Below are 16360 nucleotides of genomic sequence, written 5' to 3'. Positions count from 1 at the left end.
CAAGGAAGCAGTCGTATGTCAGTCGAATCAGAAGTGTCCCTGGACGGGACGAAGTTGACGATCACCGTCAGGGGGCGATTCGATTTCGGTAGCCACCAGGCCTTTCGTGATGCCTACGAGCGGTTCTACAAGGTGCCCGAGATCTACGTGGTGGACTTGAAGGAAACCACCTACATGGACAGCTCGGCCCTGGGCATGCTCCTGCTGTTGCGTGACCATGCCGGAGGCGACAATGCCGAAGTGCAGGTGGTCAACAGCAACTCCGACGTGCGCAAGATCCTCGCCATTTCCAACTTCGACAAACTGTTCGACCTCACTTGAGCGTCCTGGCCCCGGTCCTTGAGGCGCTGACGGTGTTGATCGCCGAAGACAGCGCCGCTGACCTGTTGTTGCTGTCGACCATCGTACGCCGCCAGGGGCACCAGGTGATCACCGCCAGCAACGGCGAGGAAGCGGTGCAAGTGTTCATCCGCGAGCGGCCGCAGTTGGTGTTGATGGACGCACTGATGCCGGTCATGGATGGCTTTGAGGCGGCCCGGCAGATCAAGCACCTGGCGGGGGAGGCGCTGGTGCCGATCATCTTTCTCACCTCCCTGCGCGAGAGCGAAGCCCTGGCCCAGTGCCTGGATGCGGGCGGTGATGACTTCCTGGCCAAACCCTATAACCAGGTGATCCTGGCGGCGAAGATCAACGCCATGGACCGCCTGCGCCGCTTGCAGGCCACGGTATTACAGCAGCGGGACCTGATCGCCCGGCACAACGACCACCTGTTGCAGGAACAGCGGGTGGCCAAGGCGGTGTTCGACAAGGTCGCCCACTCCGGCTGTATCAACGCCGCGCCGAATATTCGCTACGTGCAATCGCCCTACGCGCTGTTCAACGGCGATTTGCTGTTGGCGGCCTACACGCCGTCGGGTGACATGCATGTGCTGCTGGGGGATTTCACCGGCCACGGTTTGCCCGCCGCGGTCGGCGCAATGCCCCTGGCGGAAGTGTTCTACGGCATGACCGCCAAGGGTTACGGCCTGGCGCAGACGTTGCGGGAGATGAACGCCAAGCTCAAACGCATCTTGCCGGTGGACATGTTCTGTTGCGCTACCCTGCTGTGCCTCAGCGCCCAGCGGCGGGTGGTGGAAGTGTGGAACGGCGGCATGCCCGAGGGCTACGTGCATGAAATCGCCACCGGCAAGCGCACGCCGCTGGTGTCTCGGCATTTGCCGCTGGGCATATTGGCGGCCGAGGCGTTTGATGACCGCACTGAAGTCTGGCCGATGGCGCTGGGCGACCGGGTGTTCTTGTTGTCGGATGGCGTGCTGGACACCGCCGATGCCCACGAGCAATTGTTTGGCGCCGAGCGTTTGCAGCAGGTGTTTGCGGCCAATCGCGAGCCCGACCGGTTGTTCGAGGAGATCGAGCAGGCCCTGGCGGGTTTTCGCGGTGAAGTGCGCGATGACATCAGCATGGTGGAAATCAGCCTGCAGGTGGGGGAGGTGTTGCGCTCGCCGTCGGTGATGTATTCCGACAGCGGCCAGTCGTCGCCGCTGGATTGGTCGGTCAGCTTTGAATTTCGTGCCGAGACGCTCAAGTCCTACAACCCTTTGCCGTATTTGCTGCAACTGCTGTTGGAGATTCATGGGCTGCGTGAGCAGAGCGGTGCGTTGTACACGGTGATGGCTGAGTTGTATTCCAATGCCCTGGAGCATGGCGTGCTGGGGCTGGATTCGCGGCTGAAGCGGGATGCCCAGGGATTTGCGGCGTATTACCGGGAGCGTAATGAGCGGCTGGCGCAGGTGAACAGCGGGTATGTGCGGGTGCACCTCAATGTGGTGCCGGCCGGGGAGGGCGGTTGCCTGACCTTGCGGATCGAGGACAGTGGGCCGGGGTTTGATGTGGAGAAGGTGCTGGCCAGGCCGCTGGATGTTGACCGTCTGTCTGGTCGGGGGTTGAGCCTGGTACGTCAGTTGAGCAGCGATGTAGGCTGGTCTGACGGCGGGCGGTGTGTGTGCGTGGAGTTTTCATGGAAGGCTCTGGCATAATCCGCCGATTCTTGATCAAGGAGCGAACAAGTGGCAGAGATTCATCTGGACCCCGATGTGCTGACCGGCTTGCAGGAGGTCATGGAGGGCGAGTATCCGAAGCTGCTCGACACGTTTCTCGATGACTCGCAGAAGCGGGTAGAGGCGCTGCGCCGGGCGCGGGATGATGCCAAGGCGCTGGGGCGGATTGCCCATAGCTTCAAGGGGAGTAGCGGTAACCTTGGGGCCGTGCGGTTGGCTGAGCTTTGTCAGTTGCTTGAGGATAGGTCGGCCAGGCCTGTGGTTGCGGATTTGGGGCAGTTGGTGGATGAGATTGACCATGAATTCGCGTTGGTAAGGCCGTTGTATGAGCATGAGCGGGAGCGGTTTGGGCTCTGACGCTGGTGGGGTGTATATCCGTTATTTCGGTAACGGCTGCTTATGGTTTCGCTCTTACAGCGAGTCACTTTGGAAAAGCCCCAAAGTAACCAAAGGGCTCTGCCCCGCCTGTCGGCACCTCGCCTAGGCTCGGTGTGCCCTCACTCCGGGATTGCTCCGCGGGCCGCCGCGACGGGGCGTCCCTGCCCCGTCGCGGCTAAACCGGCGTCCTGCCGGTTTACCCGCTCCTCAATCCCTGCGTTCGGCCTCGGGCTTATTGGGGCAGTCAGAGCCAGATCAAGATCAAAATCTACAGCACAGCGGCCTACAGGCCGGCTTGAGTGGTAGAAGCCAGATCAAAAGCCAGAGCGAAAGCCAAATCTGAAACTGATGCAGCTCTGCTTTTCTGTGGGAGCTGGCTTGCCTGCGATGCAGACAACTCGGTTTTTCAGGTACACCGAGGCGATGCTATCGCAGGCAAGCCAGCTCCCACATTTGACCGTGCCCGCTCTGGCTTTTGATTTTGCCTTTGCTTCACACCACTCAAGCCGGCCTGTAGGCCGCTGTGTTCTTGATCTGCTTTTGATCTTGATCTTAGGCGCCCCGTTAAACCACGCTGGCCGAACGCAGGTAGTACGGAGCGGGTAAACCGGCAGGACGCCGGTTTAGCCGCGACGGGGCAGGGACGCCCCGTCGCGGCGGCCCGCGGAGTAGTACCGGAGAGAGGGCACACCGAGCCTAGGCGAGGTGCCGAGTGGTGGGGCAAGAGCCTTTTGGTTACTTTTGGGCTCCTTTCAAAAGTGACCCGCTGTAAGAGCGGAACCAATAGCGGCCCTAACCCAAACAACGGATATACACACCAAAACCAAAAGCTGGCCCAACTCTTGCTCTACCTCCTGTAACCGCACCCTCGACCCCTGTGCGGCGGAGACTCTTATATATGGCAATCACCCCGAATTCGCTCCTTCAGGCGGCCCCTGCGGCCAAGCCTCAAGCGCCCGCTGCCAATCCACCGGCAGTGGCTGCGGACCCGCGGGACAAGGCCCCGGGCTTCGCTCAGGTGTTCGCCAACCAGGCCTCCACGCCTGCGGCAAAACCCACCGACACCACGACCAGATCCACCCGCGACAAGCCTGCCGACAGCAGCGCAAAGCCCGCCGCCAACAACGACAAGCCTGCCGCCGGCACCCCATCGGTTGCCGATAACGGCAAGACTTTGCCTGCCACCCCGCCGGCCAAGTCCGACACCCCGGACACCACCGCCAAAACCGACGACGCGCCCCCGGCAGACGACCCGACCCTGGCCCAGCAACCCCCGGTTGACCCCACCGTCGACCCGGCGCTTGTGGCGGCGGTCGTCCCCGTTCCCGTTCCCGCAGCGCCGGCGCCCGTCGAAACGCCGGCACCGGCTGCAGCGAAAGACGACAAGGCCCAACCCGTGGTGGCACCTGCGGTGGCCGCGACCGATGACGCCAAGCCCGCCTTCGACCCCGAAGCCGATCCGCTGGACGCCATGCCCGCCGTGCGCCTGGCCATGGAGCAGGGCGGACACGTTTCCGCCAGCAGCCAAACCCCGGCAAAAACCGCCCCGGCCCCGACCCAGGATCAGCCGACCGCCGCGCAGAACTTCGCCACGGGCCTGGCCACTATGGTCGATCAGCAAGCGGCCAAGGACAGCACCGACCAGGGCGGCGACAAAGCCTTCACCGGCCTGATCGACAGCGGCCTCAAGGACCTGAAGGACGCCAGCAGCGACACCCGTGTCGATGACTTCGCCAACCGTCTCGCCGCGCTGACCCAGGCTGCCACGCCGAAAACCGCGAATGCCTTGCCGCCGGTCGCCAACGCGCCATTGGCCATGCACCAGAGCGGCTGGACGGATGAGGTGGTGAACCGGGTCATGTACCTGTCCAGCGCCAACCTCAAGTCGGCCGAAATCCAGTTGCAGCCTGCTGAACTGGGCCGCCTGGACATCAGCGTGAAAATGTCCGCCGACCAACAGGCGCAGGTCACCTTCATGAGCGGCCACGCGGTGGTGCGTGAAGCCCTGGAAAGCCAGTCGGGCCGCCTGCGGGAGATGTTCGCCCAGCAGGGCATGGGCCAGGTCGACGTCAACGTGTCCGACCAGTCCCGTGGCTGGCAGGGTCAACAGGGCCAGGACCAGCAACAACAGAACCAGGCCCGCGGCGTCAGTGGCAATGGCGGTCGGGGTGATGGGGCTGATGGCGGCGGTGTCGGTGAAGTGGCTGAAGTCGCAGCGCCGGTTGTGCAGTCCGTGATCGGCTCCAGTGCGGTGGACTACTACGCCTGATCTGAAGAGTGGCCTTATTTCCAGTTGGAATCGGGTCATGTGGGAGCTGGCTTGCCTGCGATAGCGGTGGGTCAGCAACCAAGATATCGCCTGGCAGGGCCTCATCGCAGGCAAGCCAGCTCCCACAGTTAATCGGCGTTGTGAGTAAGAGCACCTCACTCTTCCCGTTTGAACAGACAACTCTGGCATAACACTTGCTCTTGCCTTTCCCCAGAACTATGAATCCCCGAATAGTGACGGATTATTGGCATGGCGAAGAGCGACGACGTAGCAAAAGCACCCGCAGGCAAGGGCAAGCTCAAGCTTATCCTGCTGATTGTTCTGGGCTTGTTCCTGGCGATCGGCGTGTCCGTGGGGGCTACCTGGTACTTCATGCACAGTGCCGCAAGCAAACCGGCAGCGACAGCCGAGATCAACCCCAACGTCAAGCAACCGGCAATCTTCGAGCCGATGCTTCCGGCGTTTGTCGCCAACTTCAATCAGAACGGCCGCCAACGCTACCTGCAGGTGAGCATTACCCTGCTGGCGCGTAACCAGGCAGACCTGGATGCCCTCAAGGTGCACATGCCAGTGATCCGCAACAACCTGGTGATGCTGTTCTCTGCCCAGCCCTTCGACACCCTCGCCACCCCGGTGGGCCAGGAAATGCTGCGCCAGAAGGTCACTGCCAGCGTGCAGGAAGTGGCCCAGAAGGAAGTCGGCAAACCTGTGATCGAGCAGGTGCTCTTCACTAATTTCGTATTGCAGTAGGATCACGACATGGCCGTGCAGGACCTGCTGTCCCAGGATGAAATCGATGCGCTGCTCCATGGCGTCGACGATGGTCTGGTACAGACCGAAATGGCTGCCGAGCCCGGCAGCGTCAAAAGCTACGACCTGACCAGTCAGGATCGCATCGTCCGTGGACGCATGCCGACCCTGGAAATGATCAACGAACGGTTTGCCCGTTACACCCGCATCAGCATGTTCAACATGCTGCGCCGCTCGGCGGACGTGGCGGTGGGCGGTGTGCAGGTGATGAAGTTCGGTGAATACGTGCACTCGCTGTACGTGCCCACCAGCCTCAACCTGGTCAAGATCAAGCCGCTGCGCGGTACCGCGCTGTTTATCCTCGACGCCAAACTGGTGTTCAAGCTGGTGGATAACTTCTTCGGCGGTGACGGCCGTCACGCCAAGATCGAAGGCCGTGAATTCACCCCGACTGAACTGCGCGTGGTGCGCATGGTGCTGGAACAGGCCTTCATCGACTTGAAGGAAGCCTGGCAGGCGATCATGGAAGTCAACTTCGAGTACATCAACTCGGAAGTGAACCCGGCCATGGCCAACATCGTCGGCCCCAGCGAAGCCATTGTGGTCTCCACCTTCCACATCGAACTCGATGGCGGTGGCGGCGACCTGCACGTGACCATGCCGTACTCGATGATCGAGCCGGTGCGCGAGATGCTCGATGCGGGCTTCCAGTCCGACCTCGACGACCAGGACGAACGCTGGGTCAAGGCCCTGCGCGAAGACCTGCTGGACGTCGACGTGCCCCTGAGCGCCACCGTGGCCCGTCGCCAGCTGCGTTTGCGGGATATTTTGCACATGCAGCCGGGGGACGTGATTCCCGTCGAACTGCCGGAAGAACTGATCATGCGCGCCAATGGCGTGCCGTCGTTCAAGGTCAAGCTCGGCTCTCACAAAGGCAACCTCGCGTTGCAAGTGATTGAGCCGATCAACCGTCGCTGATCCACACTAATTTCTGCTCCGCCGAGGACATGTAATGGCTACTGAACACGAAAACACTTCCGCCGAAGACCAGGCCCTGGCTGACGAGTGGGCGGCTGCCCTGGAAGAAACCGGCGACGTCGGCCAGGACGATATCGACGCTCTGTTGGCGGCCGATGCGGCCACCGCACCGGTGGGTAATCGCATTCCCATGGAAGAGTTCGGCAGCGTGCCGAAGAACAACGAGCCGGTAACCCTGGATGGTCCGAACCTGGACGTGATCCTCGATATCCCGGTGTCGATCTCCATGGAAGTCGGCAGCACCGAAATCAACATCCGCAACCTGCTGCAACTCAACCAGGGTTCGGTGATCGAGCTGGACCGCCTGGCCGGCGAGCCGCTGGACGTGCTGGTCAACGGCACACTGATCGCCCATGGCGAAGTGGTGGTGGTCAACGAGAAGTTCGGCATCCGCCTGACCGACGTGATCAGCCCGAGCGAACGCATCAAGAAGTTGCGTTGATATGAAGCGCTCATTGGTAGGACTGTTATCGACGCTGCCCTTGAGCGCAATGGCAGCAGAGCCGGTCGCCCAGGCGGCCGCGCCGGCGCTGGGCAGTGGCGTCGGCGGGCAATTGACGCAGTTGGTGCTGGGTTTGTTGCTGGTGGTGGGGCTGATCTTCGTGCTCGCCTGGGTGCTGCGCCGCGTACAACGCATTGGCCCGGGCAATGCGCAGGTCATCGAGCTGGTGGGTTCACGAGCCCTGGGCCCGCGGGACCGGCTGGTGCTGGTGCAAGTCGGTGACGAGCAGATTCTGCTGGGCATCACCCCTGGCCGTATCACCCCGTTGCACGTGCTCAAGACGCCTGTGGAAGTGGCCCAGACTCAAGCGGCCACGCCGGAATTCGCCCAGCGCCTCATGGAGTTGCTGGGCAAGGATCAGAAGGATAAGAAGTAATGCGCGTTTTATTGACGCTCATGCTGTTGCTGGCAGCGCCGCTGGCGTACGCGGCGGACCCGTTGTCGATCCCGGCGATCACCCTGGGCACCAACGCGGCGGGCGCGCAGGAGTATTCGGTCAGCCTGCAGATCCTGCTGATCATGACCGCGCTGAGCTTCATCCCCGCGTTCGTGATGCTGATGACCAGCTTCACCCGCATCATCATCGTGTTCTCGATCCTGCGTCAGGCCCTCGGCCTGCAACAGACGCCGTCGAACCAGATCCTGACCGGCATGGCGCTGTTCTTGACGCTGTTCATCATGGCGCCAGTGTTCGACAAGGTGAACCAGCAAGCCCTGCAACCGTACCTGGCAGAGAAAATGACCGCGCAGGATGCGATCGACAAGGCGCAAGGCCCGATCAAGGATTTCATGCTGTCCCAGACCCGTTCCAGCGACCTTGAGTTGTTCGTGCGGTTGTCCAAGCGTACCGACATCGCCAGCCCCGACATGGCGCCGCTGACCATCCTGGTGCCGGCGTTCGTGACCTCGGAGCTGAAGACTGCGTTCCAGATCGGCTTCATGATCTTCATCCCGTTCCTGATCATCGACCTCGTCGTGGCGAGTGTGCTGATGGCCATGGGGATGATGATGCTGTCGCCGTTGATCATTTCGTTGCCGTTCAAGATCATGCTGTTTGTGTTGGTGGACGGGTGGGCGCTGATTATCGGCACCCTGGCCGGCAGTTTCGGTGGGGTTTAGCGCATGACGCCAGAAGTAGCGGTCGACCTGTTTCGCGAAGCCCTGTGGCTGACCACCATGATGGTCGCCGTGCTCGTGGTGCCCAGCCTGTTGGTGGGCCTGCTGGTGGCGATGTTCCAGGCCGCGACCCAGATCAACGAACAGACCTTGAGCTTCCTGCCGCGCCTGCTGGTGATGCTGATCACCCTGATCGTCGCCGGCCCGTGGCTGGTGCAAACCTTCATGGAATACATCCTGCAGCTGTACGGCAGTATTCCGCAGTTGATCGGCTGACCCCGTGAATTCGATGCTGGCGTTGACCGATACCCAGATCAGCACCTGGGTGGCGTCGTTCATCCTGCCGCTGTTCCGGGTCACGGCCGTGCTGATGACCATGCCGGTGTTCGGCACCACCCTGGTACCACGGCGCATTCGCCTGTATTTCGCGGTGGCGATCACCGTGGTCATCGTTCCGGGCTTGCCGCCGATGCCGCCGGTGAATGCCCTGGACCTCAGTGCACTGATGCTGATCGCCGAGCAAATCATCATTGGCGCCTTGCTGGGCTTTTCCCTGACGCTGTTTTTCCAGGCCTTTGTGATCGCCGGGCAAATCATCTCGATTCAGATGGGCATGGGCTTTGCGTCCATGGTCGACCCCACCAACGGCGTGTCGGTGGCGGTGATCGGGCAGTTCCTGACGATGCTGGTGACCTTGCTGTTCCTGTCCATGAACGGCCACCTGGTGGTGTTCGAGGTGATGACTGAAAGCTTCACCACCTTGCCGGTGAGCAGCGGGCTGGTGGTCAATCATTTCTGGGAGTTGGTGGGTCGCCTCAGTTGGGTGCTCGGCGCCTCGTTGCTGCTGGTGTTGCCGGCGATCACCGCGTTGCTGGTGGTCAACATCGCCTTTGGCGTGATGACCCGGGCGGCGCCGCAATTGAACATCTTCTCCATCGGTTTCCCGTTGACCCTGGTGCTGGGCATGGGGATTTTCTGGGTCGGCATGGCTGACATTCTCAATCAGTATCAACCGCTGGCGACCGACGCCTTGCAGTTTTTACGTGACTTGGCGCGGGCGCGGTAAGCCATGGCCGAGAGCGAGAGTGGCCAGGACAAAACAGAAGACCCCACGGAGAAACGTAAAAAGGACTCCCGGGAAAAGGGCGAGATTGCCCGCTCCAAAGAGCTCAACACCCTGGCGATCATGCTCGCCGGTTCTGGCGGCCTGCTGATCTACGGCGGTGGCCTGGCCCTGGACCTGATGGAATTGATGCGCCTGAATTTCTCCCTGCCCCGTGACGTGCTGTTGAGTCCCGGCGCCATGGGCTTGTACCTGCTGCACTCGGGCAAGATCGCGATCCTCGCGGTGCAGCCGATCCTGATTACCTTGCTGCTGGCGGCACTGATCGGCCCGATCTCCCTCGGTGGCTGGCTGTTTGCTGCTGGCAGCATGGCGCCCAAATTCAGCCGGATGAACCCGGGCCCGGGGCTCAAGCGGATGTTTTCCACCAAGGCCCTGGTGGAACTGCTCAAGGCCTTGGCCAAGTTCATCCTGATCCTGTTTGTGGCGTTGACCGTGTTGTCATCCGACATCGACGACCTGCTGCGCATCGCCCATGAGCCGATCGAACTGGCGATCATCCACAGCGTGCAAGTGGTGGGCTGGAGCTCGCTATGGATGGCCTGCGGGCTGATCATCATTGCTGCGGTGGACGCGCCGATCCAGCTGTGGGAAAGCCACAAGAAGCTGCTGATGACCAAGCAGGAAGTGCGCGACGAGCACAAGGACCAGGAAGGTCGGCCCGAGGTCAAACAGCGGATTCGCCAACTGCAGCGCGAGATGTCCCAGCGCAAGATGATGGCTGCGGTGCCCGACGCCGACGTGGTCATCACCAACCCGACCCACTACGCCGTGGCGCTCAAATACGACCCGGAGAAGGGCGGGGCGCCGATGTTGCTGGCCAAGGGCAGCGACTTTACGGCGTTGAAAATCCGTGAAATTGCCGTGGCCAATGACATTTTGCTGCTGGAGTCGCCGGAGTTGGCGCGGTCGATCTTCTATTCTACCGACCTGGACCAGGAAATCCCGGCCGGGTTGTATCTGGCGGTGGCGCAGGTGTTGGCGTACGTGTACCAGATCCGCCAGTACCGCGCGGGCAAGGGCAAGCGTCCGGATCCGCTCAAAGACCTGCCGATTCCGCCGGATTTGCGTCGGGATTCCTGATTTTGTAGCGCCGCCCTCGGCCCCCACATTCGACCGTGTTCCTACCGGGTGTACACGGTCAAATGTGGGAGCGGGCTTGCTCGCGAAGGCGTCCGCCCAGGCAACAAAAATCTCCTGAGCGCCTTCCCGTCGTGATTCTTCCAGTTCAAAGGCAAAGTCGCAGGTCAGTGCATGGGCCGAAGCCAGTGTTTCGGTGAGGTTGACCAGCAGGTCTTCGGTACTGATGCCGTCGATGACGCTGAATAGCACGACGGGGGCGTTGTGGGAGGAGGAGTGGCTATCTTCGATAGCGCCTTTTTCGGCGTTGCGCAGGTTATGGGAAGTTGTTTTGGTCATGGTGACGCCGCGACGCCCGCCCGCTGCGTTTGCAGCGGTGCCCGAGGACTAGAGATCGACTTTGCTACCAGCAACCCTAAATACCTGTCGGACGTTTCGCCATCTCCCGCGAACGAGCTTGTGTGGCGAGGGAGCTTGCTCCCGCTGGGGTGCGAAGCGCCCCCAATCAAGCTATCGCGGTTATTCAGGCAAAACGCGTAAGCCGTTCTGGGGCTGCTACGCAGCCCAACGGGAGCAAGCTCCCTCGCCACAGGTGATGTGTGTGCGGCGGTAGCCCTTCGCTGTTCGTGGGACCGATCTGCTTCCTCAAGCAAAAGTTGGAAGGCTTCTTGCAATACCGCCTCCAGGACGCCTTCCGGCGTCAAAAGTTTGCTTCAAGGAAACGAGGAATACCGGTGGATCGCTCTCAAATGCTCAGCACGGCCCGTGGCACCCTGACTGACCTCTCGCGAGGCAATCTGGGTGTGCCGTTGTTGTTGCTGGTGATGCTGGCAATGATGATGTTGCCGATGCCGCCGTTCCTGCTGGATGTGTTCTTCACCTTCAACATTGCACTGTCGGTCGTCGTGTTGCTGGTGTGCGTGTACGCCCTGCGGCCGCTGGATTTTGCGGTGTTCCCCACAATTCTGCTGATCGCCACCTTGCTGCGGCTGGCGCTCAACGTGGCCTCCACCCGGGTGGTGATGCTCCACGGCCAGGACGGCCACGCCGCGGCGGGCAAGGTGATCCAGGCCTTCGGTGAGGTGGTGATCGGCGGTAACTACGTGGTCGGTATCGTGGTGTTCGCGATTTTGATGATCATCAACTTCGTAGTGGTGACCAAGGGCGCCGGGCGGATTTCCGAGGTGAGCGCACGTTTCACCCTCGACGCGATGCCCGGCAAACAGATGGCCATCGACGCCGACCTCAACGCCGGCCTGATCGACCAGAACCAGGCCAAGTCCCGCCGTCTTGAAGTCGCCCAGGAAGCCGAGTTCTACGGCTCCATGGACGGTGCCAGTAAATTCGTGCGCGGTGACGCCATCGCCGGCCTGCTGATTCTGTTTATCAACCTGATCGGCGGCATGGCGGTCGGCATCTTCCAGCACGGCATGACCTTCGGCGACGCCGGCAAGGTTTACGCCTTGCTGACCATCGGTGACGGTTTAGTGGCGCAATTGCCATCACTGTTGTTATCTACAGCGGCAGCGATCATGGTGACCCGTGCTTCGGGCTCCGAAGACATGGGCAAGCAGATCAGTCGGCAAATGTTTGCCTCGCCCAAGGCGCTGGCGGTGGCGGCGGGCATCATGGCAATCATGGGGATCGTGCCGGGCATGCCCCATGTGTCGTTCCTGAGCATGGCGGCCATGGCTGCCGGCGGCGCCTACCTGTTCTGGAGAAAGCAAAACCAGATCAAAGTGATTGCCCAGCAGGAAGTGGCGCGCCAGCAGGAGCTGCTGCCATCGCCGGCCCGCGCCCAGGAAACCAAGGAGTTGGGCTGGGATGACGTCACCCCGATCGACATGATCGGCCTGGAAGTCGGCTACCGCCTGATTCCCCTGGTGGACCGTAACCAGGGCGGCCAATTGCTGGCGCGGATCAAGGGCGTGCGCAAGAAGCTGTCCCAGGACCTGGGCTTCCTGATGCCCACCGTGCACATCCGCGACAACCTTGACCTGGCCCCCAGCGCCTACCGCCTGACCCTGATGGGCGTGATCCTGGCCGAGGCCGAGATCTACCCGGACCGCGAACTGGCGATCAACCCGGGCCAGGTGTTCGGCACCCTCAACGGGATTACCGCCAAAGATCCGGCTTTTGGCCTGGAAGCGGTATGGATCGAAATCAGCCAGCGCAGCCAGGCGCAGTCGCTGGGCTACACCGTGGTAGACGCCAGCACCGTGGTCGCCACCCACCTTAACCAGATTCTGTACAAGCACTCCCACGAGCTGATTGGCCACGAAGAAGTCCAGCAACTCTTGCAATTGCTGGCCAAGGCCTCGCCAAAACTCGCCGAAGAGCTGGTGCCGGGGGTGCTGTCTACCTCGCAACTGCTCAAGGTATTGCAAGCGCTGTTGGCCGAGCAGGTGCCGGTACGGGACATTCGCAGCATTGCCGAGGCCATCGCCAACAATGCCGCCAAGAGTCAAGATACTGCCGCCCTGGTGGCGGCAGTGCGCGTCGGATTGTCGCGTGCAATCGTCCAAAGCATTGTAGGGCTTGACTCCGAGCTGCCTGTTATCACCTTGGAACCAAGGTTGGAACAAATATTGCTCAATAGTATTCAGAAGGCTGGGCAGGGCGCTGATGAAGGCGTGTTGCTGGAGCCAAGCATGGCTGAGAAGCTGCAGCGTTCGTTGATCGAGGCCGCGCAGCGCCAGGAAATGGAAGGCCATCCGGTGATCCTGCTGGTGGCTGGCCCCGTCCGGGCGATGTTGTCGCGGTTTGGACGCCTGGCTATACCGAATTTGCACGTATTGGCTTACCAGGAAATTCCTGACAATAAGCAAGTGACTATCGTCGCGACAGTAGGGCCCAACGGCTGAGGTAGTGGGATATGCAAGTGAAGCGTTTTTTCGCCGCCGATATGCGTCAGGCCATGAAACTGGTGCGTGATGAGTTGGGCGCCGACGCTGCGATTATCGGTAACCGCCGTATTGCCGGCGGTGTCGAGCTGACGGCTGCCCTGGATTACAAGCCCTCGGCCCTGGCGCCGCGTGTGCCGAACATGGAGCTGGAAGACGAGCTGCGCAAGACTGCTTCGCGCATTGTCTCGGCCCAGGCCGAACTGAGCATGCGTGGCGACAGCGACACCACCACCAACCGCCAGCTGTTTGCCGGCCTGCCGCTGACGGCGTCCGAGCCTTTGGTAGAGCCGACCTTTGTCGAACCGCCGCGTCCTGCTGCGCCCGCCCCGGCGGCAGCGGTAGACCAGCGGGTATTCGACTCGATGCGTTTCGAGCTCAACGGCCTGCGTGAACTGCTGGAAGTGCAGTTGGGCTCGCTGGCCTGGAACCAGTTGCAGGGCAGCCAGCCGCAACAGGCCAACCTGTGGCGCCGTCTGCAACGCATTGGCCTGTCTGGCCCGCTGTCCCGCGACCTGCTGCAACTGACCACCCAGATTGAAGAACCCAAGCAGGCCTGGCGCATGCTCCTGGCCCACTTGGCGCGGATGATTGTTACCCCGGAAATCGAGCCCCTGGAAGAAGGCGGCGTGATTGCCATGGTCGGCCCTGCCGGCATGGGCAAGACCACTACCCTGGCCAAGCTGGCCGCACGTTACGTGCTCAAGTACGGCGCGCAGAACATCGCCCTGGTGAGCATGGACAGCTACCGCATTGGCGCCCAGGAACAGCTCAAGACCCTGGGCCGAATCCTCAATGTGCCGGTGACCCACGTCGACCCGGGCCAGTCCCTGGCCAACGCCCTCGACCCGCTGCTGCGCAAGCGCGTGGTGTTGATCGACACCGCCGGCCTGCAAGCCAGCGACCCGGCCTTGCGCATGCAACTGGAAAGCCTGGCCGGGCGCGGGATCAAATCCAGAAACTATTTGGTACTTGCCACGACCAGCCAGAAGCAGGTACTGACGGCTGCCTACCACAGCTATAAACGCTGCGGGCTGGCGGGCTGCATCCTGACTAAACTGGATGAAACAGCGAGCCTGGGCGAAGTGTTGAGTCTGGCTATCAGCCATGAATTGCCGGTTGCCTACCTGACCGACGGGCCGCGGATCCCGGATGATTTGCATCTGCCGCGCCGTCATCAGCTGGTCAGCCGGGCTGTCAGCGTGCAAATGCAGGAAGAACCGAGTGAGGAAGCGATGGCTGACATGTTCGCCGACCTCTACCACAGTCCGAACAAACGGGTCGGCTGAGGTCAACATGAACAGGCAACACAAAACGACAGTGCAATGTATCTACATCGATGGTCTGCCAGCAGTTCGCGCGGCCAAGTCATGTAGCCTGCGTCTAAGCAAGACAAGGTAAAGAAATAAAATGGGCAGCATGCATCCCGTACAGGTGATCGCGGTGACCGGCGGCAAAGGTGGCGTCGGGAAAACTAACGTGTCAGTGAATTTGTCCCTGGCCCTGGCAGAGCTTGGCCGTCGCGTCATGCTGCTGGATGCTGACCTGGGTCTGGCGAACGTCGACGTTCTGCTGGGGCTGACGCCCAAACATACCCTGGCCGACGTGATCGAAGGCCGCTGTGAGCTGCGCGACGTGCTGTTGCAGGGGCCCGGCGGGATTCGTATCGTGCCGGCCGCTTCCGGCACCCAGAGCATGGTGCACCTGAGCCCGGCGCAACATGCCGGCCTGATTCAGGCGTTCAGCGACATCGGCGACAACCTCGACGTGCTGGTGATCGACACCGCCGCCGGTATCGGCGAGTCCGTGGTCAGCTTCGTGCGCGCAGCCCAGGAAGTGTTGCTGGTGGTGTGCGACGAACCCACCTCGATCACCGACGCCTACGCCCTGATCAAACTGCTTAACCGTGACTACGGCATGAACCGCTTCCGCGTGCTGGCCAACATGGCCCAAAGCCCGCAAGAGGGGCGCAATCTGTTCGCCAAGTTGACCAAGGTCACAGATCGCTTCCTCGATGTCGCCTTACAATACGTGGGCGCAGTTCCTTACGACGAGTGCGTACGCAAGGCCGTGCAAAAGCAGCGTGCGGTCTATGAAGCGTTCCCTCGTTCGAAGTGCGCATTGGCGTTCAAGGCTATTGCCCAGAAGGTCGATACCTGGCCGTTGCCCGCCAACCCGCGTGGGCATCTGGAGTTTTTCGTCGAGCGATTGGTGCATCAGACGAGCGCAGGACCGGTGCTATGACAGCCAGCGGCTACAACCTTTACAAGAAGTCGGCACGTGACAGTCAGGTGGAATTGATCGAGCGCTATGCGCCGCTGGTCAAGCGCATTGCCTATCACTTGCTGGCGCGCCTGCCTGCCAGCGTCCAGGTCGAAGACTTGATCCAGGCCGGGATGATCGGCTTGCTCGAAGTGTCGACCAAGTACGACGCGAGCAAGGGCGCGAGTTTCGAGACCTACGCGGGTATCCGTATCCGTGGGGCCATGCTCGATGAAGTGCGTAAAGGTGATTGGGCGCCGCGTTCGGTGCACCGCAATACACGGATGGTGAGTGACGCAATTCGCTCAATTGAAGCAAAAACCGGTCGCGACGCTAAAGATCACGAAGTTGCGGCCGAACTCCAATTGAGTCTCGACGATTACTACGGGATTTTGAACGATACCTTGGGCAGCCGCCTGTTCAGTTTCGACGACCTTTTGCAGGACGGCGAACATGAAGGGCTGCACGAGGACGGCGCGAGTGCCCATCTCGAACCGTCACGCGATCTGGAAGATGAACGCTTCCAGACTGCGCTGGCGGACGCGATTGCCAATTTGCCGGAGCGTGAGCGACTGGTGTTGGCGCTGTACTACGACGAAGAGCTGAACCTCAAGGAAATCGGTGAGGTCCTGGGGGTCAGCGAGTCGCGGGTCAGCCAGTTACACAGCCAGTGCGCAGCCCGCTTGCGGGGGCGTTTGGGAGAGTGGCGAGCGCGCTGACAGGCAGTGTGGGGACACTGCGAACGATACCGTCCAGGCCTTGCGCCCGGACGGGCTTGGCCCGTGGTGCGCCCCCGGTAGTCCTTTTTGTGTAACGCCTGTTGATTGATATGGCGCGCCCAGGTGCTGGGCGCGTTTAAGACTGCTTGGAGGTCGAATTGGA

At 61.4% G+C, this 16360-nt stretch carries 16 protein-coding genes and 1 pseudogene; 16 read left to right on the top strand and 1 reads right to left on the bottom strand.

What is annotated here, in order from left to right:
• The first annotated feature begins 15 nt into the window (after positions 1-15).
• From JFV30_RS20275 to flhB, 12 genes are all read left to right on the top strand, one after another.
• Entirely contained in the window at positions 16-321 is a 306-nt protein-coding gene (locus tag JFV30_RS20275) for an STAS domain-containing protein (protein WP_010166062.1), read from the top strand.
• Complete coding sequence (locus JFV30_RS20270) at positions 318-2036, top strand: ATP-binding SpoIIE family protein phosphatase (RefSeq protein ID WP_201125027.1); 1719 nt, start codon at positions 318-320, stop codon at positions 2034-2036. Before JFV30_RS20275 ends, JFV30_RS20270 begins: the two co-directional genes overlap by 4 nt.
• Positions 2037-2066: 30 nt before the next feature.
• Positions 2067-2414, top strand: coding sequence for an Hpt domain-containing protein (locus JFV30_RS20265; protein WP_201125026.1), 348 nt, complete (start codon positions 2067-2069; stop codon positions 2412-2414).
• A 919-nt stretch (positions 2415-3333) separates the two neighbouring features.
• The gene (locus JFV30_RS20260) at positions 3334-4704 is read left to right on the top strand and encodes a flagellar hook-length control protein FliK (RefSeq protein WP_201125025.1); all 1371 of its coding nucleotides are present in this window, start codon (positions 3334-3336) and stop codon (positions 4702-4704) included.
• 249 nt (positions 4705-4953) lie between these two features.
• Positions 4954-5454, top strand: a complete 501-nt coding sequence (fliL, locus tag JFV30_RS20255) for a flagellar basal body-associated protein FliL (protein WP_169385958.1) — start codon at positions 4954-4956, stop codon at positions 5452-5454.
• 9 nt (positions 5455-5463) lie between these two features.
• On the top strand, positions 5464-6432 hold the full coding sequence (gene fliM, locus JFV30_RS20250; RefSeq protein WP_010166091.1) for a flagellar motor switch protein FliM: 969 nt from the start codon (positions 5464-5466) through the stop codon (positions 6430-6432).
• 34 nt (positions 6433-6466) lie between these two features.
• Positions 6467-6934, top strand: coding sequence for a flagellar motor switch protein FliN (gene fliN, locus JFV30_RS20245; RefSeq protein ID WP_010166093.1), 468 nt, complete (start codon positions 6467-6469; stop codon positions 6932-6934).
• Between the two features lies 1 nt (position 6935).
• Complete coding sequence (gene fliO / locus JFV30_RS20240; protein WP_029615726.1) at positions 6936-7370, top strand: flagellar biosynthetic protein FliO; 435 nt, start codon at positions 6936-6938, stop codon at positions 7368-7370.
• Positions 7370-8113, top strand: coding sequence for a flagellar type III secretion system pore protein FliP (gene fliP, locus JFV30_RS20235; protein WP_003214554.1), 744 nt, complete (start codon positions 7370-7372; stop codon positions 8111-8113). Before fliO ends, fliP begins: the two co-directional genes overlap by 1 nt.
• Positions 8114-8116: 3 nt before the next feature.
• Entirely contained in the window at positions 8117-8386 is a 270-nt protein-coding gene (gene fliQ / locus JFV30_RS20230; RefSeq protein ID WP_003214552.1) for a flagellar biosynthesis protein FliQ, read from the top strand.
• 13 nt (positions 8387-8399) lie between these two features.
• Positions 8400-9176 carry a flagellar biosynthetic protein FliR gene (fliR, locus tag JFV30_RS20225; RefSeq protein WP_201126222.1) on the top strand — a complete coding sequence of 259 codons (777 nt, stop codon included), beginning with the start codon at positions 8400-8402 and terminating at the stop codon, positions 9174-9176.
• A 3-nt stretch (positions 9177-9179) separates the two neighbouring features.
• Entirely contained in the window at positions 9180-10316 is a 1137-nt protein-coding gene (gene flhB, locus JFV30_RS20220) for a flagellar biosynthesis protein FlhB (protein WP_063028108.1), read from the top strand.
• Between the two features lie 123 nt (positions 10317-10439).
• On the opposite strand, the pseudogene JFV30_RS33300 reads toward flhB, so the two are convergent.
• Positions 10440-10604, bottom strand: a pseudogene (locus JFV30_RS33300) (DUF6124 family protein); the annotation flags it as partial.
• 458 nt (positions 10605-11062) lie between these two features.
• Here JFV30_RS33300 and flhA point away from each other — a divergent pair.
• The 4 genes from flhA to fliA all read left to right on the top strand — a co-directional run bounded on the left by flhA (position 11063) and on the right by fliA (position 16197).
• On the top strand, positions 11063-13177 hold the full coding sequence (gene flhA, locus JFV30_RS20215; protein WP_207202023.1) for a flagellar biosynthesis protein FlhA: 2115 nt from the start codon (positions 11063-11065) through the stop codon (positions 13175-13177).
• Between the two features lie 11 nt (positions 13178-13188).
• Positions 13189-14505 (top strand): flagellar biosynthesis protein FlhF, encoded by a 1317-nt coding sequence (gene flhF / locus JFV30_RS20210; protein WP_169385956.1) that lies wholly within the window; start codon positions 13189-13191, stop codon positions 14503-14505.
• Positions 14506-14626: 121 nt separating this feature from the next.
• Positions 14627-15460: a flagellar synthesis regulator FleN gene (gene fleN, locus JFV30_RS20205; RefSeq protein ID WP_003192912.1), complete on the top strand. Its 834-nt coding sequence runs from the start codon at positions 14627-14629 to the stop codon at positions 15458-15460.
• Entirely contained in the window at positions 15457-16197 is a 741-nt protein-coding gene (fliA, locus tag JFV30_RS20200) for an RNA polymerase sigma factor FliA (RefSeq protein WP_010166121.1), read from the top strand. The genes fleN and fliA overlap by 4 nt, the downstream gene beginning before the upstream one ends.
• Positions 16198-16360: the final 163 nt, after the last annotated feature.

Origin of the sequence: Pseudomonas sp. TH32, from assembly GCF_016650855.1 — a bacterium.
Lineage (GTDB): Bacteria > Pseudomonadota > Gammaproteobacteria > Pseudomonadales > Pseudomonadaceae > Aquipseudomonas.
The sequence above is the reverse complement of the archived record's forward strand: the minus strand, read 5'-3'. Positions and strand labels throughout refer to the sequence as shown.